Source organism: Amycolatopsis sp. cg5 (genome assembly GCF_041346955.1).
Lineage (GTDB): Bacteria > Actinomycetota > Actinomycetes > Mycobacteriales > Pseudonocardiaceae > Amycolatopsis.
On sequence record NZ_CP166849.1, the window covers coordinates 2,733,118 to 2,753,092 of the forward strand.

General features: G+C 69.2%; 21 protein-coding genes. 9 read left to right on the top strand and 12 right to left on the bottom strand.

Annotated features, from left to right (window positions below; all coding sequences use genetic code 11):
* Positions 1-139 precede the first annotated feature (139 nt).
* Both AB5J62_RS12550 and AB5J62_RS12555 read left to right on the top strand, forming a co-directional pair.
* A complete protein-coding gene (locus AB5J62_RS12550) occupies positions 140-1,438 on the top strand; it encodes a PP2C family protein-serine/threonine phosphatase (protein ID WP_370948381.1) in 1,299 nt (432 codons plus the stop codon).
* A gap of 54 nt (positions 1,439-1,492) precedes the next feature.
* On the top strand, positions 1,493-1,915 hold the full coding sequence (locus AB5J62_RS12555; RefSeq protein WP_370948382.1) for a PGPGW domain-containing protein: 423 nt from the start codon (positions 1,493-1,495) through the stop codon (positions 1,913-1,915).
* A gap of 48 nt (positions 1,916-1,963) precedes the next feature.
* On the opposite strand, the gene AB5J62_RS12560 is transcribed toward AB5J62_RS12555, so the two are convergent.
* A complete protein-coding gene (locus AB5J62_RS12560; protein ID WP_370948383.1) occupies positions 1,964-2,665 on the bottom strand; it encodes an SDR family oxidoreductase in 702 nt (233 codons plus the stop codon).
* Positions 2,666-2,758: 93 nt separating this feature from the next.
* On the opposite strand from AB5J62_RS12560, the gene AB5J62_RS12565 reads away from it, so the two are divergent.
* The gene (locus tag AB5J62_RS12565) at positions 2,759-3,658 is read left to right on the top strand and encodes a LysR family transcriptional regulator (RefSeq protein WP_370948384.1); all 900 of its coding nucleotides are present in this window, start codon (positions 2,759-2,761) and stop codon (positions 3,656-3,658) included.
* Here AB5J62_RS12565 and AB5J62_RS12570 read toward each other — a convergent pair.
* From AB5J62_RS12570 to AB5J62_RS12600, 7 genes are all read right to left on the bottom strand, one after another.
* Positions 3,614-4,030 carry a hypothetical protein gene (locus AB5J62_RS12570; RefSeq protein WP_370948385.1) on the bottom strand — a complete coding sequence of 139 codons (417 nt, stop codon included), beginning with the start codon at positions 4,028-4,030 and terminating at the stop codon, positions 3,614-3,616. The two genes, AB5J62_RS12565 and AB5J62_RS12570, sit on opposite strands and share 45 nt — an antisense overlap.
* Before the next feature lie 177 nt (positions 4,031-4,207).
* On the bottom strand, positions 4,208-6,184 hold the full coding sequence (locus AB5J62_RS12575) for a prolyl oligopeptidase family serine peptidase (RefSeq protein WP_370948386.1): 1,977 nt from the start codon (positions 6,182-6,184) through the stop codon (positions 4,208-4,210).
* Positions 6,185-6,246: 62 nt separating this feature from the next.
* Positions 6,247-6,921: a phosphoribosylformylglycinamidine synthase subunit PurQ gene (locus AB5J62_RS12580; RefSeq protein WP_370948387.1), complete on the bottom strand. Its 675-nt coding sequence runs from the start codon at positions 6,919-6,921 to the stop codon at positions 6,247-6,249.
* A complete protein-coding gene (locus AB5J62_RS12585; RefSeq protein WP_370948388.1) occupies positions 6,918-9,692 on the bottom strand; it encodes an AIR synthase-related protein in 2,775 nt (924 codons plus the stop codon). Before AB5J62_RS12585 ends, AB5J62_RS12580 begins: the two co-directional genes overlap by 4 nt.
* Positions 9,693-9,755: 63 nt before the next feature.
* Positions 9,756-10,898, bottom strand: a complete 1,143-nt coding sequence (locus tag AB5J62_RS12590) for an MAB_1171c family putative transporter (protein ID WP_370948389.1) — start codon at positions 10,896-10,898, stop codon at positions 9,756-9,758.
* A complete protein-coding gene (locus AB5J62_RS12595) occupies positions 10,895-11,341 on the bottom strand; it encodes a hypothetical protein (RefSeq protein WP_370948390.1) in 447 nt (148 codons plus the stop codon). The genes AB5J62_RS12590 and AB5J62_RS12595 overlap by 4 nt, the downstream gene beginning before the upstream one ends.
* Positions 11,342-11,441: 100 nt before the next feature.
* Complete coding sequence (locus AB5J62_RS12600) at positions 11,442-11,879, bottom strand: XRE family transcriptional regulator (protein WP_370948391.1); 438 nt, start codon at positions 11,877-11,879, stop codon at positions 11,442-11,444.
* Positions 11,880-12,067: 188 nt separating this feature from the next.
* Here AB5J62_RS12600 and AB5J62_RS12605 point away from each other — a divergent pair, with 188 nt between their 5' ends.
* The 3 genes from AB5J62_RS12605 to AB5J62_RS12615 are packed head-to-tail and all read left to right on the top strand — an operon-like array spanning position 12,068 to position 12,905.
* Complete coding sequence (locus AB5J62_RS12605) at positions 12,068-12,340, top strand: hypothetical protein (RefSeq protein WP_370948392.1); 273 nt, start codon at positions 12,068-12,070, stop codon at positions 12,338-12,340.
* Positions 12,337-12,573: a hypothetical protein gene (locus AB5J62_RS12610; protein ID WP_370948393.1), complete on the top strand. Its 237-nt coding sequence runs from the start codon at positions 12,337-12,339 to the stop codon at positions 12,571-12,573. Before AB5J62_RS12605 ends, AB5J62_RS12610 begins: the two co-directional genes overlap by 4 nt.
* A gap of 29 nt (positions 12,574-12,602) precedes the next feature.
* The gene (locus AB5J62_RS12615; RefSeq protein WP_370948394.1) at positions 12,603-12,905 is read left to right on the top strand and encodes a hypothetical protein; all 303 of its coding nucleotides are present in this window, start codon (positions 12,603-12,605) and stop codon (positions 12,903-12,905) included.
* 572 nt (positions 12,906-13,477) lie between these two features.
* Here the strand turns inward: AB5J62_RS12615 and AB5J62_RS12620 are convergent.
* Positions 13,478-13,891: a septal ring lytic transglycosylase RlpA family protein gene (locus AB5J62_RS12620; RefSeq protein ID WP_370948395.1), complete on the bottom strand. Its 414-nt coding sequence runs from the start codon at positions 13,889-13,891 to the stop codon at positions 13,478-13,480.
* 332 nt (positions 13,892-14,223) lie between these two features.
* On the opposite strand from AB5J62_RS12620, the gene AB5J62_RS12625 reads away from it, so the two are divergent.
* From AB5J62_RS12625 to AB5J62_RS12635, 3 genes are all read left to right on the top strand, one after another.
* Positions 14,224-14,940 carry a chitinase gene (locus tag AB5J62_RS12625; RefSeq protein ID WP_370948396.1) on the top strand — a complete coding sequence of 239 codons (717 nt, stop codon included), beginning with the start codon at positions 14,224-14,226 and terminating at the stop codon, positions 14,938-14,940.
* 212 nt (positions 14,941-15,152) lie between these two features.
* On the top strand, positions 15,153-15,560 hold the full coding sequence (locus tag AB5J62_RS12630; RefSeq protein ID WP_370948397.1) for an RNA polymerase sigma factor: 408 nt from the start codon (positions 15,153-15,155) through the stop codon (positions 15,558-15,560).
* On the top strand, positions 15,553-15,852 hold the full coding sequence (locus AB5J62_RS12635) for a hypothetical protein (RefSeq protein ID WP_370948398.1): 300 nt from the start codon (positions 15,553-15,555) through the stop codon (positions 15,850-15,852). The genes AB5J62_RS12630 and AB5J62_RS12635 overlap by 8 nt, the downstream gene beginning before the upstream one ends.
* Here the strand turns inward: AB5J62_RS12635 and AB5J62_RS12640 are convergent.
* The 3 genes from AB5J62_RS12640 to AB5J62_RS12650 all read right to left on the bottom strand — a co-directional run bounded on the left by AB5J62_RS12640 (position 15,841) and on the right by AB5J62_RS12650 (position 19,913).
* Positions 15,841-16,926: a hypothetical protein gene (locus tag AB5J62_RS12640; RefSeq protein WP_370948399.1), complete on the bottom strand. Its 1,086-nt coding sequence runs from the start codon at positions 16,924-16,926 to the stop codon at positions 15,841-15,843. The two genes, AB5J62_RS12635 and AB5J62_RS12640, sit on opposite strands and share 12 nt — an antisense overlap.
* 127 nt (positions 16,927-17,053) lie before the next feature.
* Entirely contained in the window at positions 17,054-18,691 is a 1,638-nt protein-coding gene (locus AB5J62_RS12645; RefSeq protein WP_370948400.1) for an endo-1,4-beta-xylanase, read from the bottom strand.
* 61 nt (positions 18,692-18,752) lie between these two features.
* A complete protein-coding gene (locus tag AB5J62_RS12650) occupies positions 18,753-19,913 on the bottom strand; it encodes an ROK family protein (RefSeq protein ID WP_370948401.1) in 1,161 nt (386 codons plus the stop codon).
* Between the last annotated feature and the right edge of the window lie 62 nt (positions 19,914-19,975).

The following is a 19,975-nucleotide window of genomic DNA, read 5'->3' on the forward strand; positions in this document are numbered from 1 at the left end:
CGCTCTTTCCACCTTGCCGAGGGTCGCATGGTCGTTGTTCAGCCTCCCATGATTCGCTCTATGCTTCGACACAGCCTGCCAACGAGGCCACAGCGCACCGTGGTCGGTCCGCTACGCTGGGGCAGGAGGTAACTTCGAGATGGCAGCAGGGCCGGTGACCGGACGCGAGACCGGGCTGAGCCCGGCGACGCGCGGCCCCTCCGTCGAGGGCTACCTCGCCGACGTCGGAGCCCGGCTGATCGGCATGCTCGACCGTGAGCGAGCCGCCCGCCTGATCGCGGAACTCGCCGTCGGGCCGCTCGGCGACGTCGCGCTGCTCGTGCTGCCCACCACCCGTGGCCGTTGGGAATGGTGGCGCCAGGAGCGTGGCCGCCCTGTCGAGCACGGCCGCGTCCGCAAGGTGCCCGCCGAGTTCGCCTCCACCCTGGCCAAGGCCGTCACCAGCACCGCGGGCATCGCGGCTGACAAACTCCCGCAGGCCGAGATCAAGGCGCTGCCGCCCGCGTTCGCCGGCTCGCTCGCGCGGTGCGCGCGGCTGTCCGTGGTCTCGCTCGCGCAAGACGAACGCGGCATCCAGGGCGCGCTGGTCTTCGGGCGTTTGAAGGACGAGGACGTCTTCGGCGACCGGCAGGCGCACGCGTCCACCGCGTTCGCGCAGCGCGCCGCGTCGACGCTGGTCGGAGCGCTCAAGCACGAGCGGTGGAAGGACGCCGCGCACGGCCTGCAGACCACGCTGCGCCCGCCCGAGCTGCCGCGCGTGCGGGGCACCGAGATGGCGGTCTGGTACGAGCCCGGCGATGGTCCGCTCGGCGTCGGCGGCGACTTCTACGACGTGCATCCCCGCTCCGACGGCAGCGCGATGTTCGTGCTGGGCGACGTCTGCGGCAACGGGGCCGCGGCCGCCGCGCTGACCGGCCGCGTGCGGCACGCGCTGGCCGCGTTGCAGCTGGTGGAGCGCAGCGGCGACCGGCTGCTCAGCCTGCTCAACCAGACCATGCTCAACGCCGGCAGCAGCCGGTTCGCCACGCTGATCGTCGGCTCGATCATGGAACACGCCGGCGGCGTCCGGCTGACCATCGCCACCGGCGGCCATCCGCCGCCACTGGTGCTGCGCGAGTCCGGCGAGGTCGAGGAGCCGGTGCTGGCCGGCATGCTGGTCGGCATCGCGGAGCAGGCGAAGTTCGCGGAATGCACCGTCGACCTGGCCGAAGGCGACCTCTGCCTGTTCTTCACCGATGGCATCACCGAGGCACGCGGCTTCGCCGACCGCACCGAGCTCTACGGCCAGGAACGCCTGCGCAAGGCGCTTTCGGCGTGCGGCGGGCGGGACGCGGCGGCTACCGTCGAAGAGGTGCGCGGGTCCGTCCACCACTGGCTGGGTGACGCCGATCACGACGACATCGCCCTGCTGGCGATCCAGTGCATAACGGGGAAATGACCGGTTTCGTGCCATGATCGGTTTCTCGGCGTGAGCTTCTCGAGGAGGAACCAAGTGGCAGCGGTCAATCCGGTCAAGCGGGTGGCGTTGACGGTGGCCGGCGGTGTGCTGGTGATCGTCGGCGTGGTCCTGCTGGTACTGCCCGGCCCCGGTCTGCTGCTGGTGCTCGCCGGGCTCCTCATCCTCGCGAACGAGTTCCCGGCGCTCGAACGCTTCGTCGACCCCGTCCAGGACCGCGCGATGAAGGCGGCCGAGGACAGCGTCTCCTCGCCGCTGCGCATCGCCGGTTCGGTGCTCGCCGGACTCGGCCTGCTCGCCGCCGGCATCCTGTGGGGCCTGCGCGCGTTCCCGTGGCTGCCGTTTCCGGGCTGGAGCACGGGGTCGAGCCTGATCATCTCCTCGGTCATCCTGTTCGCGCTGCTGATCTGGAGCTACCGCCGGGTCCAGTCGCGCAAGGAAGCGGTCAAGGGCTCGTGAGTGGTACGGCCGGTTCTAACCGGTCATACCACTCACGACCCCCGTTGCTCAGGCGAGACGGCCGCCGCCGTCGACGTGCAGCACGGTGCCGGTGGTGAAGCGGTTGGTGAGCGCGAAGAGCGCGGCCTCGGTGAGGTCTTCGGTCGAGCCGACGCGGCGGGCCGGGTTCTTGGCGGCGACCGAGTCGAGGAAGGCGGCCTTGGCCTCGCCCATGCCGTCCCAGGCGCCGGAGTCGACGATGCCGGGTGAGATCGCGTTGACGCGCACGGGCGCGAGTTCGACGGCCAGCGCCTGGACGAGGTGAGCCAGCGCGCCGTTGGCGGTGGCCATGACCGTCCTTTGTGGAGCGGGCCGCCAGGCGATGACGCCGGAGAAGAAGAGCATCGAGCCGGTCACGTCGAAGTGCTTGGCGAGCAGGAGCGGGCCGGTGACCTTGGCGGCGAAGGCGTTGTCGATGGCCTGCTTGGTCAACTCGGCCAGCGGGCCGTTGGCGGCGGCGCTCGCCGTGCTGATCACGTGGTCGACCTGTCCCGCTGTGGCTGCCAGTGCGGCGATCGAGTCCTCGTCGGCCAGGTCGACGGCGACCGTCGTGACCTCGCCGCCGATCTCGGCCGCGGTCCGGCCGAGCTTGTCTTGCTCGCGTCCGGCCAGTACGACGGTCGCGCCCGCCTTGGCGACGGCGAGCGCGATGGCGCGCCCGATGCCCGAACCGGCGCCGATCACGACGACGCGGCTGCCTTCGATGGTCATTGCTGAACTCCTTCGGTGTTGGTGAATCCAGCTTCGAGTACCAGCAGCTATGCGTCCAATGCCGCTTATCGCTGCGATGTATAAGCTGAGTGCATGGTCACGGTCCGGCAGCTCGAATGCTTCGTCGCGGTGGTCGATCACGGCACGTTCACCGCCGCGGCGGCCGAGTTGCTGGTGACGCAGCCCGCGCTGTCGCGCAGCGTCCGCGAGCTCGAGCGGATCGTGGGCGCGCCGTTGCTGGAGCGCCTGCCGCGCCAGGTCGTGCTGACGCCGGTGGGCCGCGCGGTCCTGCCCGCCGCCCGCGCGACGCTGGCCGAAGCGCACCGCGTGCGCGAGGTCGGCCACCGCGCGGCCGGGCTGGTGACGGGCGAACTGCACGTCGCGGTCGTCCAGTCGCTGACGTTGGGCGCGTTGCTGCCGGTGGTGCGTGAGTGGCAGCACGCGCATGCGGAGGTCGAGCTGCGGTTGAGCGAGTTCGCGCACCGTGGCGAGCTGGAGGAGTCGGTCCGCGACGGCTTCGCGGACGTCGCCGTCGGCCCCCGCCCCGACGACTGGGCCGGTCCGATCCGCGATCTCGGCGTCGAGGAGTTCGTGGTCGTACTGCCCGCGGGCGAGGCGACCCCGGACACGCTCGCGTTGAGCGACCTCGCGGACCGCCGCTGGGTGCACTACGACCCGGTCAACGGCCTCGCGGAGGTCGTCGACCAGGCCTGCGCGGCGGCGGGTTTCACCGCCCGCGTCGCCGTGCGCACCGCGCAGACCAGCGCCGCTCCCCGGCTCGCGGCGGCCGGGCTCGGGCCCGCGCTGGTGCCCGCGAACATCCTGGCCCCGTCCGACCCGGTGAACGCCGTCTTCCCGGCGCCCGCGGTCCGCCGCCCGATCGCGGCGTTCACGCGCCACCGCCCCGACCCGGTCACCGCCGCCTTCATCGAGCTGGCCGCCCGCGTGTCAGCGGTCGTCCCGCCGCACCTGCAGCGCCCGGTCCCCGAGTAGCTCGACGGTCACGAACGCGAGCGTCGTGTCGCCGATGTTCTCCAAGTCGTGCAACAGGTATTCGTCCTCGCCGAACGTGAAACCCCGGCTCTCACCCGCCCGGTAAGTCACCTCTCGGGTGGTGCCGTCGTCCGTGTGCTGACGGCTGCGGCCCGCCGTCACCGCGGTCCACGAGTAGTCGAGCACGTGCCGATGCGCGGCCAGCCGTTCCCCGGGCTCCAGCCGGATGTCCCACACCCGAGCCCACGGACTCTCCTCCACCAACCGCCCGCCGACATTCCCGTTGAACTGGTTGTCCCGGAACTCCTGCACCAGCTCGGTCGCCCACCCCGCGAAACCCCGTCCGACGATCACGCCGGCCAACTCGTTCATCCCGGCCTCCCTTCCCTTGTGTAACCCCAGGATCGGGTCACGCGGGGCAGCCGGTCCAACGCCGATACCGCATGAAAGCCATGCCTGACGCGCATGGCATCGGCGTGCCCGGGGAGTCGGCACGCGTACCCGGGGAGTCGGCACGCGTGCCTGGGGAGTCGGGACGTGCGTCGCGGGTCAGCCGAGGAGGGCTGGGCGGGTCCAGGGGGCGTCGAGGACGTGGTGGGAGAGGAAGGCGAGGACGGTGGCGTACCAGAGCTTGGCGTGGTGGGGCGCGAGGATCCAGTGGCCCTCGTCGGGGAAGTAGAGGAACTTGTGGGGCGAGGTGGTTTCGGCCTTGGTGCGGGAGGAGAGGTCCCACCAGAGCCGGGTGGCTTCGGTGATGGGGACGCGGTAGTCCTTGTCGCCGTGGATGATGAGCATGGGCGTGGTGATGGCGTCGGCCGAATGGTGGGGCGACTGGGCGTCGGCCGTCTCGGGGGTCATCTCGCGGTGGAAGAACCAGGGGATGTCGCCGGTCTCGGCGGAGTCGTGGAGCCGCCAGACCGAGGCGTGCGCGACGATCGCGTCGAAGCGGTCGGTGTGGCCGGCGATCCAGTTGGCCATGTAGCCGCCGAAGGAACCGCCCATCGCCGCCGTGCGGTCGCCGTCGATGTCGGGGCGGGCGCTGGTGACGTCGGTGAAGGTCATCAGGTCCGTGTACGGGGCGCCGCACCACTGACCCCAGCCGCGGCGGATGAAGTCGCGGCCGTAGCCGGTCGACAGCGCGAAATCGGGGAGCAGCACCGCGAAACCGCGCTCCACCAACGGCCAGGGGTTCGCGCGCCACGACCACGTGTTCTGGGAGAGGACCGGGCCGCCGTGCACCTGGAGCACCAGCGGCGCCGGTGAGGCCGCGCTCGCGTCGTGGGGGAGCGCGAGCCAGGACCGGATCCGGGTGCCGTCCTCGGCCGTGGTGACGACTTCCTCGAGCCTGCCGGGTACCGCGATCGGCTCGACCGGGCTCGGCAGCAGCTCGATTTTCGAGCCGTCCAAAGCGATCCGCACCGGAGCGGGCGGACTGTCGACGGCCGCGCGCAACGCGTACGCCCAGCCGTTGTGTCCGATGTGGACGTCGGTGTACGCGGCGTCGTCGTCGGTCAGGCGGGTGTGCTCGCCGGTCGCCAAGTCGACACGCCAGAGCGGGGCGCGGCCGTTGTCGTCCGCGACCACCACGAGCGCGGCGCCGTCCGGTGTCCACACGGCCGAATGCGGCCAGCGGTCCCACTCGACGGCCAGCGTGCGGATTTCGCCGCCCGCCAACGGAAGCACGCCGAGCCAGCGGTCGCCCGGCTCCTCTGGGGTGAACCGGCGCTCGACGCCGAACGAGACCCGCGTGCCGTCGGGGGAGATGCGGGGCGAGTCGTATTCGTGCTCGGGATCTTCGGCGAGCACCCGGCGTTCGCCGGTCGCGACGTCGATCGCGACCAGAGTGGACCGTTGCGAGCCAGCCGGTTCGGCGACGATCCAGACGGTGACGATCGTGCGGCCGTCCGGGCTGATGTCCCAGCCGGCGCTCGAACTCAACGCCCGGCCGACGTGCCCGGTGAGGTCGCGCGGCTCGTCGCCGGACAGCACGAACAGGCGCGTGGCCGCCGGGCCCAGATCGTGGTCCCAGTACCGGACCGGGAACTCCTCGTGCAGGATCGCGGTGACCCCGCCGTCCGCGCGTTCTTTGCGGATTTCCTTGTCATGATCGGCATCGACGGCCGACGGATGCAGGTCGGAGCCGAACACGACCGTCCCGTCGGCGGCGACGACCACGTCCCGCGTGTCACCCGATAGAGCGACAAGCACGCGGGCGTCACCACCGTCGGCCGGCTGGCACCAGAGCGCCGTTCCGGACTTTTCGCCCGCCGGATCCGGGCGCGACGACACGAACAGCAGGTCGCCGCCCGGCGTGAACGCGGCGCCGGACTCGCCTTCGACGCTGCGGGTCAGTCGTTTGGCCGAGCCTGCCGCGTCGGGGTCGAGCGCCCACAAAGCCGTGGTGTAGCGGGACTTCTTGCGGTTCGGCGCCGCCACGGAGACCACGAGCCGGGAGCCGTCACGGGACAGCGTCAGCCCGGTGATCCGGGGGTGGGTGATGAAAGCGTCGAGATCAGAGAAGATCACCGACCATTCTTACCAGTGCCGGACCGGTACGTACCAGGCGTCCGTTGCGGTGAACGGGGCCGTTACGCAGCGGCGCGAACACCGTTTTCGAAGAAGGCCAACCGGATCTCGTCGTCCATCGCGCGCTCGGGGTGGTTCATCAGCCCGAACGCCAGACCGTCGGCGCTGGTGATGCCCGCGATGCCGCCCTGCGAACCGTCCAATTCGGACCCGTCCGCGTAGCGCAGCGCGGCCTGCCAGCCGTCGGTCGCCTCGGGCAGGTGGCTGAAGCGGCCCTCGCCGTGCGCGAACGGGAAAGCCAGCGTCTGTCCACTGAGGCCGGTCAGCCACGGGCTTTCGTTGCCCGGCTCGACGATGTGCCGTGCGTGCGGCTCGTTGCGGAAGGTGCCCGCCGCGTTGACCTTCAGCGCGACGCCTTCGCCGAAGCAGCCCGCCCGCAGCGCGATCTGGAAACCGTTGCAGATCCCCAAAAGCGGCCGGGTGAGGCAGGCCTTGAACTGGTCGGCGAGCCGCGTCTTCAGCAGCAGCGACGCGACCGAGCCGCCACCCAGGTGGTCACCGAACGAGAAGCCGCCTGGCACGCACAGGATGTCGGCGTCGTCGAGCCGCTCGGAGCCGTCGAGCACGTCGGCGACGAAGCGCAGCCTCGGCTCGGCGCCGACGTCGCGGAACGCGCGCAGGGTTTCGTCCTGGCAGTTCGTGCCGGGCAGGTACAGGACGTTGACTGTTGTCTTCACGAGATCCTCGCGGTGAACGAACCGGACCAGCGGTCGGCGACGGCCGGGGTGAGCAATTCGGTGCCTGCCACGCGGACGCCGGTCTCGTCGACCAGACGCCCGAGCACGACGGCGTTCAGGGCTTCGGGCAGCGCGGCGAGCGTGGCCTCGTCGAGTTCGACGAGCGCGCCGGCGCGGTGCTCGGCGAAGAGCAGTTCCGCCTGCGCCGCTTCGGTGTTCAGCTCGACGCCGAGCCCGCTCGCGAGCGCGCCCTTGACCAGACCGGCGGCGACGCCACCCGGGCCGATCCTGGTCGCGCTGCGGAACGAGCCCCGGTTCGCGGCCAGCGCCGCGAGGTAAGCGTCCACAGTGGACAAGTCGACCCCGTCCAGCGGGCCTTCGGAAACCCCGAGCAGGCGACCCGCGACGGTCGCGACCGGCGACGGGGTCCGCGGGCCGATCAGCGCGAGCACGCTGCCCGCGCCGGTCCACTGCTCCGGCGTCAGCTCGGCGGCGTCCGGCGCCTTGCCCAGCGCGGTGAGGAACACCGCGGGCGGCACGCTGACCACGCCTTCGTCGGTCGCGGTCGAGCCTGCCGACGAGTCCTTGCCGGAGATGACCGGCACGCCGAAGTGCCGGACCAGCACCGCGAGCTCGTCGACCATGCCGACCAGCCATTCCTGCCAGTTCTCGGCCAGGTGCGGGGTGTAGAAGTTGTCGGTCAGGCAGATGTCGTTGAGCGCGACGCCCGCCAGCACCTGACCGGCGACCACGTCGACGAACATCTGGCGCAGCGCGTCGACCGGGTGCACGTCGAACAGCCACGGGTTGAAGGCGGTCGAGAGCACCGCCGCCGCGCGCGAGCCGTCGACCGGCGTCCCGGCCCAGTACCCGGTCGAAACCCGCTGCTGGTCGCCGTACTGCGGGCCGTAGAAGGTGTTGCCCTGCACCGTGGAGTCGTACTGCGAGTCCGCGTAGTGCTGCGAAGCGACCTCGGCGTCGGCGACGACCTGCTCCAGCAGCTTGCCGACCTCGTCGATGCCCATCGCGGGCCACGACGGCGCGGGCGTGGTGATCGCCGGGACCGGGCCGGTCTCGATGCGGGGGATGTCGAAGTCGAGCAGGCCGTACGGCACGTCGAAGCCGAGTTCGCCGAACTCGCCTGGCTCGGCCTGCGCGAGCACGCCTGCCTCGGTCAGCTCGGGCTGGTGGAAGACGGTGTACCGGCCGGTGTCGGTGAAGCGGCCGATAGCGGTCGTGCGCACCTGGTGGCGCTTGAGGATCCGCGACGCCTCCGCGTACTCCGACGGCGGGATCGCGAGCAGCATCCGTTCCTGCGACTCGGAAAGCAGGATCCGCCACATCGGCAGCGCCGAGGTCTTCAGCGGGACGAGCGCGGTGTTGATCCACACGCCGCCCGGGTCGCCGATCTCGCCGACCGCGCTGTTGAGCCCGGCGCCGCCGACGTCGGTCAGCGCGCGCAGGCAGCCCGCGTCACGCAGGTCGACCAGCGCCTTGCGGAACTTGACCTGCTCCAGCGGCGCGCCGATCTGCACCGAGGTGACGTCCATCGTGCTGCCCGCGGAACTCGCGGACGCGCCGTGCATGCCCTCGTTGCCGGTCAGGCCGCCGATGAGGACCACCAGGTCACCCGGCTGCGGCGTGCCCGGCTGCGCGGCCGAGGTCGGCATGATGCCGATGCTGCCGCCGAGCGCGAACGGCTTCGCCCGGTACGCCGGGTGGAAGGTCATGTGGGAGTAGGTCATCGGCACGCCGAAGGTGTTGCCGTACTCCTTGATCGCGCGGATGGTGTCCGACGCGATCTGCTTCGGCGCGGGGCGGCCTGCGATCGGCGCCTGCGTCTCCGGGACACCGAGCGCGGTGTACTCGAACGAGCCGATCGGGTCGGCGACCAGCCCGGTGCCGAGGATGTCGCGCAGCACGCCGCCGAGCTTGGTCAGCTGGCCGAAGTAGGCCGAGATGGCCGACGGGCCGTTGTGCGTCTCCGCCTTGACGGCGATCGCGTGGCCGGAGTAGAAGTCCCAGACACCGGCGTTGTCGTGGAACATGCTGAGGATATTGGGGTTCTGCGTGTCCTTCGACGCCGCGACCAGGCGCCCGAGCAGGCTGCCGAGCGACTTCCAGGTGGTGTGCGCGCAGTGGTCGCTCCACCGGGCGTCGAGTGCCTCGAACAGCACGTCGGTGACCGATTCGGTGCCGAGCTGCTCTTGGATGCCCCGGATGTGCTGCATCTGCGCGAGCGAGAGGTTGCGGCCCTCGGCCTTGCCGAGTTCGGCCAGCTCGGCGTCGCTGAGCTTGGTGAGGTCGTAGTAGCGCGCCGGCTCGTAGTGCCCGCTGGGCATGAGCGTCTCGTAGCGCGGCTCGGTCTCGTGCAGCTCTTCGATCGTCTGGTTGAAGCGCGTGGCCCTGATGATCTCGGCCAGCTTCGGCGAGGACGACTTGTAGCTGGTCGCCATCTTGCCCGCGACCGCGTCGAGGCCGAGCGCCGCGCACATGGCGACGAGCGAGTCGCTCTCGTTGTCGACGACACCGCGGCGGTAGGCGACCTGGACCTCACCCTCGGCGAGCGCGACGTCGGCGACAGTCACCTTGCCGATCGGCCCGTGCAGCGCGTCGCAGACGGCCGCGAGGCCCTCGGTGCCGGGCTCGGTGGCGAACTGGATGTAGTAGTCGTGCCAGATCTCCAGATCGGGCAGACCGAGGTCACGCCCGGCACGCTCCACATCGGGCTCCGCGGCACCGGCCGTGCGCACCGAAAACTTGTGGATCACTCGTCCCCCTCTAGGGCGGTCAGGGCGGGCGTTTCACGGTGGATTGTGCAGCAGTGATGACGCTCACGCAGCCGTGGGGTGCGACCCGTACCTGGTCGTGGTGTGCATGCGCACCTCGTCGACCACCGGCGAGGTCGCGAACGCGCGCGCGACCTCGGTGAGCCACGCCGTCTCGGACTCGATGCTGGCGTCGACCGCGGCCGGCGCGTGCGGCGCGGCAGGCCAGCTGTGCCCGGCCTCCTTGGCGATCAGCGCGGCGGCGAGCGAGGCCGCCTCGAGCGTCGCCGGGCTCTGCGGGGCGCGCACCCACTCGGCCACCTGCGGCGGGATGTGCCTGCGCAGCACGAGCACGCCGTCACGGATCTCGATGATCCGCCGGTAGAGGGCGAACTCGGGGTCACGCGGCAGGCCGGTGAGCGCGATGCCGGGCTGCGCGGCGAACAGCGCCGACCACAGCGGCGCCATCGCGCGGTAGCGCCGGATCGCACTGATCCGGCGGTGCAGGCGGGCCAGCTGCTCACCCCAGGTGGCGAGCATCGCGCCCACGATCCACAACGCCACGGTCAGCCAGGAGAGGTTCAGGTTGACCGCCATGAACGTCTGGCGGCTCAGCCCGGTCAGCAGGATCCACACCGTCGGCAGGCAGGCCCAGGTCGCCCAGAAGATCGTCCACACGGCGCTCGCCGCCACCGTGCGCAGGCCGACCCGGAACGGGCCGGGCGGGCACTCCGCGGCGTAGCGGTTGATCATCCTGGCGAACACGACCAGGCAGCCCGCGCCGTAGAGATAGAGCACCAGCTGGTAGCCGATGAGCGACGGCCGCAGCGCGTTGGTCCTGGTGAACCCGTCGTCGCCGGCGTCGAACCTGGTGGTGGCCAGCAGCGCGGTCATCGTCAGCCAGGCCACGACCAGATAGCGGAAGCCGCTGCGTGGCTCCGGCGTGCGTGTCGACCCGGCGAGCCGCACCAGGAAATGCATGGCGAGCAGCTGGAACGCGTTGCCGAGCAGGCGCGCGGTGAGCGGGAACGGCTCGAACCGCATGATCAGCTCCGTCGTCGGCGGCGCGACGAACACGATGCCGACGGCGAGGCTGGTGAAGAACAGGAGCAGGTATTTCAGCACCGGCGTCAGCTTGCGGCCGCGGTTGACCAAGAGCTTGTAGACGACGACGAGCAGGATCGCCCCGCTGAAGACGTAGTGCGTCACCGGCGTCTGCCCGCTCTGCCGTTCCGGCCCCCGAACGCGGCTTCGAGCGCGCCGAGCCCGCCGGCGTGCGCGGTGGGCGTCTCACGGCGCACCTGGCGCATGATCAGCGACGCGACCAGCTCGGCCTCACGCTCCTGCTCCTCGGCGTAGGTCGTGCGGCCCAGCACCCGGCGGATGAGCTCGGGGGAGAGGTTCGGCATGAGCGCGGCGGGCACCGCGGCGTCGAGCTGATCCGAACCGGCGTGCCCGCAGAGCAAATGACCGATTTCGTGCAACAGGATGTGTTCTTGGTGCAGCGCGCTGGTTTCCGTCGTGTAGAAGACGTAATCGGCCTGATCGGTGGCCGCGAGCACCCCGCACGGAGCGGCCGAATTCGCCTTCATCGGCACAAGTTCGATTCGCCGCCCGCGCCGCCGCGCGAGTGTTTCGAGGAATCCGGTCATCTCGAATGGTGTAGGTATTTCTACCGACGCCACGATTCCCTTGCACCGCTTCCACAGTGCACGCCGCGAGGACAGCACTTTCCTCCCCTGCTAAAGCCTTTCAGCCGGTGTTGTCGTTGGACACCCCCCGCTGCGCTTCCCTCCGTTGAATAGTATCGATGATGTCGTTTACCGTGCCAAGACCTTCTTCCGAAAGCGCGACGGCACGCAGAGCGACTTGACGGACCGCGTTGTTGCGCAGTGCGCCGAGCAGTTCGAGTTCCTGGGCGATCTTGTCGCCCTGCTCGTCATCGAAGAAATACGCGGGCGGGACCTGGAAGAACGCGGCCAGCGCTTCCAGATGGCGTTTGGTGGGATTGTCCCGCCTGCCGGTCCGCAGCTGCCATAGATAGGTCGCGGAGAAGGATTCGCCGGTCGCCTCCCGGCACGCCTTGGCGACCTCCTCGTGGCTGTGCTGCTCGCCGTTCGGGCGACGCACGACGCTGAACAGGTGATCGATCCGCTCGGCGAGCTGTCCCGCTCCCGGCTCCTGCTCCATCTGCTGGCCTCTTTCGTGAGCTCAGGTGTATGCCCAGTCTAACCGGCTTTGCCTCAGTTGACAGTGTGCAGGGTTGTCGGCCATGATTCGGACGTCAGCTGAGATGAATGTCTGGCCGACCTTCGCTCATCGAAGTTGACATCAGTGGGGCCGGAGGGGGTCTTCACGTGAGGGACAGGGGTGTCCGGATGAGAAAGTTGTTCTGCGTGGTGGCCTTCGCCGCCACCGGCGTCTGCCTGGTCTTGCCCGCCGCGGCCAGCGCGGCGGGCGGCGAGTACTTCAGCGGGACGGGCACCGGCAACAGCGCGTCGGAAGCGCTGAACCGCGCCGTCGTCGTCGCCTTCCACAACGCGGCGACGGGCGGGTACGAGAACTCGCAGTGCACGATCACCACGACGGCGGTCAAACCGACGGAACCGCACTGGTACCAGGGCTACGCGCGGATCGAGTGTGTGAAGTGAGGCTCAGGGAGGCGGTGACGGTCGCCGTGCTCGCCGTCGTGGCCGGTGTCTTCTCGGTCAACGCGGCTTCGGCGTCGGCTTCGACTGACTGGGCCGCGTGCGTCTACGTCAACTACACGTACTCGCACGCTTTGAGCGCGAGCGGTCCGTACGTCTACGAAGGCCCGGCAGGGGAGGAGCGGCTCGAGCCGCGCTACCGGGGCGACACGATCCGGGTCCCGGTCTGTTCCTGAAATTGTTGTTTCGAGAGGGGAAAAGGCAAGTGAAGAGCATTGTGAAGCGGGCTGCGGCCTGCGCGTTGTTCGCCGCCGTTGCCGGAGTGGGCCCGATGGTCCTGGCCTCGCCGGCGTCGGCTTCGGTCTCGGTGAAGGAAACCCAGACGTTCACTTGGACGTCGTACGAAAACACGGCGAAGAAAGCGATCCAGAAGGCGACCACGACCACGCTGGGCTTCGCGGCCGCCGCGCGGTACTCGCCCGCGCAGTGCGGGGTCACCTGGAGTGACTCCACGCGGATCACCGCCGGCTACTACGCCGGCAGCGTCGTGCTGAGCTGCACGCGCTGAGTCCTTGGGGGTGGTGCGCGTTGCGGGCGGTTCTCTTGGGCGGAAAGTCAAACATGGCGTGGTCGGCGCTTCGACGATGTGGCGTTGGGGCCATCTGACGGCTCAAACCCCGCGCAACCCACCAGTACACACCGACTGATGACGTGAACGCCTCGTTCGCAACGCACAACGTTGCGAACGAGGCGTTCACGTCATCCGAAGCGACCCAACCAGCCCAAGAATATGGTCAAGGAAGACTAAAGCGGACAAAAGGTCACGCTGCGGAGTCCTTCGACGACCCACCTGCGCGGCGAAGTCGGCTACCACCGCGCCACCTTTGCCCTTCCCTCAGTAGTAAGCGTGAGTGGCAAATGTGGCGTGTGCCGGGCTGAGGTGAGGGTGCCCCTCGGTGCGTAGTAGGCACTCGGGGGTCCCCTCGCTTCACGATCGAAGGCCGCGAGTGGTAACTCCGCTGCATCCAGCGGAGCAGAGTTCGCACTCACCCGCCAACCCCTCGCCCGCGGGCCTGACGGAGGGGGTCGTGAGTGATGCGGCCGGTTCTAACCGGTCCAAACACTCACGACCCCCTTGGGCTACTTGAGGATTTGCTCCTTGACGACGATGTGGCCGTCGTCGGGGTTGATCTTGCCGCCGAGGCGCTGGAAGGCGCCGTCGGTGAGGTCGAGGCACTTCGGAACGTCCTTGGTCCAGGCGTAGGTGCCCCGGTCGTTGATGACCACGGTCAGCGACTTCTTGGTCTTGACGTTGGTGACCTTCACCTTGGTGCCGAACGGAAGTTGCGGGTTGCGGCTGAGCGAGGTCGCGGCCGCGTCGCGGTTGCCGTCGTAGAGGTCGCCGTTCGCGGTGCGCGCGCCGCCGGGCATCGTGCCGTAATGGGTGGCCCAGCAGTTCTGGCCCTTGGGCGGCGTGTCGGCCGCGCTCACTCCGGTCGCGGTCAGTCCGGCCAGTGCGACGAGGACCATTGTGGACGCAATTCTACCGAGCACGGCATTCTCCTGATTTCCCGAAAGTGCGTTTAATAAAGCTTCGGAAATTCGACCTTGGCATGGGTTCGGTGCGGCCTGGAAGATCACCCACCCGTCAGGGTGACAGCGCGAACCTCTACCGCTGGGTAGACGTGCTGAGCAGCCTCGGGGGCACGTCTGACGTGCGGAAAAGGTTCGAGGTTCGACCTAAACCCCACGATTGTGTGGATGGGTGTCGAACGTCTTGTGGGGCTCGTCGCGGCGTTGCTAGCTTCGGAATCGGCCGAGATCGGTGGTGGGAGCGGGCCCACTTCGAATTGGCCGAATCCATTTTTTACTGAGGAGTATTCGCGATGTCTGTCAAACGGGTGCTTGCTGTGCTGGCCACGTTCTTCGCAGTGGGGACGATGGTCGCGGCGCCGCTGGCTTCGGCGTCCACCTCGGGCGAAGAGGCCTTCGTGGTGAACAAGGACCAGTTCAACAAGATGTTCCCGAACAGGAACGGCTTCTACACCTACGAAGGCCTGGTGGCCGGGATGAAGTCGTTCGGGAAGTTCGCCAACGAGGGCAACGACGACACCAAGAAGCGGGAAGCGGCCGCGTTCCTGGCGAACGTCAACCACGAGAGCGACGGGCTCAAGGCGGTCAGGGAGTACAACACCGCGAACTACTCGCACTACTGCGACCCCGGCGCCGCAGGCGGCTGCCCGGCGGGCAGGGACCAGTACTACGGCCGCGGGCCGATCCAGCTGAGCTGGAACTACAACTACAAGGCCGCCGGTGACAGCTTCGGCGTCGACCTGCTGAAGAAGCCGGACCTGGTGGCGACGGACGCGGCGATCTCGTGGAAGACCGGGCTGTGGTTCTGGAACACCCAGTCCGGCGCGGGCAGCATGAAGCCGCACGACGCGATGGTGCAGAACAAGGGCTTCGGCCAGACGATCCGCAGCATCAACGGCGCGCTGGAATGCGACGGCAAGCGCAAGGACCAGGTGGAGGCCAGGGTCAGCGCGTACCGCAACTTCACCAAGATCCTGGGCGTCGACCCCGGCGGCAACCTGTACTGCTGAGCCGCGTCGAGCGTGAAGAGCCACCCTGGGTTTCCCGGGGTGGCTCTTCGCCGTGAACCTTGTTCGCCGCTTCGCCGACTGTTCCGATGAAGAGAACGGGAGGCGATGTGGACGAGGCCTTGCTGGTGGTCCGTTGCCAGCTGGGAGAGCGTGACGCGCTCGCGGAACTGGTCCGGCGATGGCACGTGCCGCTGTGGAACTAGCTGCGCCGCATGGTGAACACCGCCGAGGTGGCCGACGACCTCACCCAGGAGACGTGGGTCGCCGTGCTCCGTGGCCTGCCGCGGCTGAAGGAGGCCGAGCGGTTCGCGCCCTGGCTGTTCACGATCGCGCGGCGGTCGCTGATGAACCGCCTGCGCGAGGAGTACCGCGTCCCGCCGGAGCCGGAGCTCGTGGCCGACGACGATCCGGTGCTCGACCGGGTCGAGTTGCTGGCCGGTCTCGCCGGGCTGCCGTTGGTCGAACGCGAGGTGCTCGTGCTGGTCTACCTGCTCGATCTTGCGCTGGCCGACTGCGCGACCGTGCTCGGCGTCCCGGCGGGCACGGTCAAGTCCCGCCTTTTCCGCGCGCGGGGGATGCTGCGCGCCCGTCTGGCCGAGAAGGGGTTCCAGCATGACTGACTTCGAACAGCCGTCGCTGTCCGCCGACGAGGTGCTCGCCCGGCTGACGCCCGGCGCGCGGATCCGGTACGCCTTCGCGGCGCTGGCCGGGCTCGCCGGCGCGGTGCTCGTGGTGACCTTGTGGGTGACCGAGCCGGTGCCCGCGCGTACCCAGGTGGCGTTCGGCCTTCTCGCCGTGGTCGTCGCGGCGACGACGGGTGCGGCACTCGTCACCGCCGCGACGACACTGCTGATCCGTGCCCGCGCGCGGCACGCCTCCCTGCTGCGCAGGAAGGCGGCACTAGGGCCGTGACGTGGTGAACGCGGTGAAGAAACCGTTGAGGGAAGGCCTGCCCGTGCTGTCGAAGCAGTTGACCGGCGGCTGCGCGTTCACCCAGATCGAGGCGAGCGTGCAGTACGTCGCCGGATCACCGGGCGCGGCGACACCGGGACCAGGGCCGTAAGCGGTCACCTGTGCGTGTGTTTCGTTGACCTGCTGGCCGGGGAACACGGTCGCGTACTTGGCCGGGCCCACCTGACCGCAGCCGACCCCCACGGGGTACCTGGCTATCACGGTTCCGTTCTGGCACAACAGATAGCCGAACGCCTTGGGTGGCTCCGGCGGCGCGGCGCCGATGATCGACCGCTCCCGGTGGTACGACGCGGTGAAGTCGACGCCCGACGGCACCTGCCCCGTGACGGTGAAGCAGTACACCGACGCCGAGACGGTGACCGTGCCTTTCCACTCCATCACCTTGCACCGCAACGCCTGCTGGTACTGGCCGACCGCGGTCACCTGAACGTTCCCGGTGAGCGGCCCGGTCGGCGCGCCGACCCCGGTGAACTGCACGAGATAGGGATTCGTCCCGGTCACCATGACCGAGCCGCCGGTCGAGTTGTAGCGCTCCCCGGTCGCCCAGTGGAAGTAGGCGTGCGTGCCCTGGCCGCCGGTGACGCCCGGACTGAGCGTCCACACGACCGTGAACCGCGTCGGAGCGGGCGAGACCGACCGTGCCGCCTGGCATTTGACTTCGACGATCTCGTCAGCGGCCTCCTGGAACCAGCGGACGAGGTGACAGTAGTTGTTGGTGCCGCCGCCGACCGCGGTCACGTGTGCGAGGCCGACGGGACGGGCGCCGCCGGTGCCGATGGCGGGGAACTTGACCTGATAGACGCCGCCGACGAGCCTGCCCTCGGCCGAAAGTCCCGGCGCGGTGGTCTTCCAGCTGCCCCACTGGTGTGTCGGGTCGAGCGTGGTCCAAGCCGTGGCCGTCGGGTTGTCGACGTAGGCGAATCCCCATTTCGCCGGGGATGCCGCTTGCGCTGACCCCGGCGCGGCAAGGAGCGCCGCGAGCAACGCGAGGATGATGCTGAGTTTTGTTCGCATGGCTCGAGGGTCGCGCCACATGGTTGTGAGTCAGTTGTGAGCCCAGGGCCGGGATAAAGCCCGCTTTACTCCCGGGGATAAAGCGGGCTTTATCGCGGGGAGTAAAGCCCGCTTTATCCCGGGGTTCTCAGCGGAGCTCGGCGAGCAGGGAGGTGACCGCCTTCTTGGGGGTGAGGGATTTGTCCCAGGGGAGCGCGTCGCCGGGGCCGACGGGGTACTTGCCCGCGTCGGCGGTGGAGCCGTAGCGGTCGGTGAAGCCCCAGGCGCCGAAGGTCGTGCAGTTCGGCTCGTCACGGCAGACGGCGAGTTTGCCCGCGAACTCCTTGGCCTGCATGGTGGTGTCGCCGCCGGAGACCACGTCCATCTCCGAGATGCGGACCTTGAGTCCCAGTGCCGCCAGTGCGCGGACGTGTTTGCGGAAGGTCTCCGGCGGGGTGCGGTCGCCCTTTTCGTATTCGTGGTTCTGGAGGCCGACGCCGTCGATGGGCACGCCGTCCGCGCGCAGTTTCTTCACCAGCTTGTACAGCGCGTCCCAGCGGCCGCCGTCCTGCTCGGCGCCGTATTCGTTGAGGTAGAGCACCGCGTTCGGGTCGGCGGCGCGGGCCGCGCGGAAGGCCTGCGGGATGTAGTCGGCGCCCATGGCCTGATGCCAGAGGTTGTGTTCGAGGCCGTCGGAGTTGTCCTCGTTGATGGGCTCGTTGACGACGTCCCATTCGGCGACCCTGCCCTTGAAGTGCCCGGCGACGGTCTTGATGTGGTCCAGCATCACGGTTTTCTTGTCGCTGGCCGAGCGCATCCAGCTGGGGAGCGCCTCGAACCAGACCAGGGTGTGCGCGTGCACGGCCATGTCGTTGGCGCGGGCGAAGTCCACGAGCATGTCGGCCTCGGCGAACGCGTAAACGCCGCGGCTCGGCTGCACGAACTGGGGTTTCATGTCGTTCTCGGGGGTGAGCACGGTGAACTCGCGCCCGGCGATCGCGCGGTAACCGTCATCGGAGACCAACGGTCCACTTGCGACAGCCGTGCCGATGCCGATCGGACGTGACAAACCGGCGGCCTTGGCACGTAAGGAAGAACTCGACGGTTGCTGCTTCCACGCGGGCGCGTCCACGACCTTCGCCGAGCCGGAGGCGGTCAGCGCGCGCAGTGTCCAGCCGCCGCCCACCGCGGCGTCGGCGCCGAACCACACCGTGCCTGCGCCGAAGACGCCGCGCTCGGACACCGAACCGAGCTGCTCACCGCCGACGAAGACCTTGACCGAGCCGCCGCTGCGGCGGATCGACAGTGACACGTCGCCGGAAAGCCCCGAGCCGAACGTCTTGGTCTCGGCCGCCTTGTCGGACTTGCCGTCCCAGACGGCGATCTGCAGTTTGCCGCCGACGATGCCGGTCCGCACGCTCGGCGGTTCCTGACGCCACTCGTCGTAGATGACGGGAACCTTGCCGTAGAGCTGGAAATAGGCGGCCTTACCGTCCACTCCGGACAGTGTGGCGTCGACCTGGAAGTCGCCGCTCACGTCGAGCCGGGGACCGGCCAGGTTGACCGGGGGATTGGGCTGGAGCCGCGCGCCTTCGGTGGCGGTGATCCAGCGGTCGAGCGGGGTGATCACCACCCCGGACGAGGTCGGCCGCGCACCGGCGAACTGCGACCAGTTGTGCCCGTTCAGCAGATCGGCGGAGACGGCGGCGGTACTGCCGGCCGGGACGGCGGTCCCGGCCACCAGCACCGCCGCCAGAACCGCGGCAGCACGAAAAAGCAAGGTCATGAGCCCTCCACGAACTACAGGTGCGAGGCGGCGGATCGCACGACCAATGGTTTTCCTGCTTTTACCCAGCCGCGGCTAGCCTGCTGAGCACCAGGTCTTCGAGAATTCCTTCCAGGCCCAGCGTCACCGCACCGGTGAGCGTGGCCGCCATCCCGAGCCGGGAGATCTCGACTCGCGGTGGATACGGGGTCAGCTGCTCGAGCCCGGCGCGCACGGGGTCCAGCAGCAGGTCGCCGTTCTGCCCGAGCCCGCCGCCGAGCACGATGAGCTCGAGGTCGGCGACCTTGGTCAGCTGGGCGGCGTAGGTGGCGATGCGCTCGGCTTCCAGTTTGACGAGTGAGGCGGCCAAGCGGTCGCCGGCGCGAGCGGCGTCCATGATGGCCTCGGTGGTCAACGGGCTGCGCAGTGCGCTGTCCATCACCTGGGTCAGCCGGCGTTCGGCGTGCGCGAGTAGCGCGTCCGCCGCCGGGCTGTGGGGATTGAATTCCCAGCCTGGCCTGACGAAATCTATTTCGCCCGCCGCTCCGTTGTGGCCGCGGCGCAACCGTCCGGAAAGGACCAGTCCGGCGCCGACACCGCTGCCGACTTCGAGGAAGGCGAAGTCGTCGACACCTTCGCCGGCGCCGTGACGGCCTTCGCCGACGGCCGCGAGGTTGACGTCGTTCTCGACGGTGACCGGTATGTCCAGCGCCGCGCCGAGATCGGCCGCGGCCGCGAAGCCGTTCAGGTCGGGCTGGTTGGCGACGCGGATCGCGCCGGTCCGCGGATCGACGACGCCGCCGACCCCGACCGTGGCCGCGGTGACGGCGACGCCTGCCCGTTCGGCGAGTTCTTTCTTGAGCCGCAAGGATTTGGCGACCACTTCGTCGCGGTCGCACCGCTTGAGCGAGAGGTCGAGCCTGGCGAGTTCGGCGCCGGACAGGTCGGCCAGCACACCGCGGAGGAAGCGGCTGCCGATGTCGAGACCGAGCACGGTGGCCGCGCCCGGACACGGCTCGAAGAAGACGGCGCCGTAGCCGGTCTCGCCCGGCGGCGGCGGGGCCTGCTGAATGAGGCCTGCCGCGAGCAGGGTCTCGATGGACCGGCCGGTGGTCGGCTTGGAGGTGCCCAGTTCGCGGGCGAGCTGGGCACGGGAAACGGGGTGGAGCTGCCGGACCGCCTGGTAGACGGCCTGCGAGTTCAACTCCTTGACCAGCGACCCGGTCACCGCCCCGTTGAGCATGACCCGAGTCTAGTAAAGGCTCGTTACCAATTGGGTCGTGAGTGGTATGACCGGTTAGAACC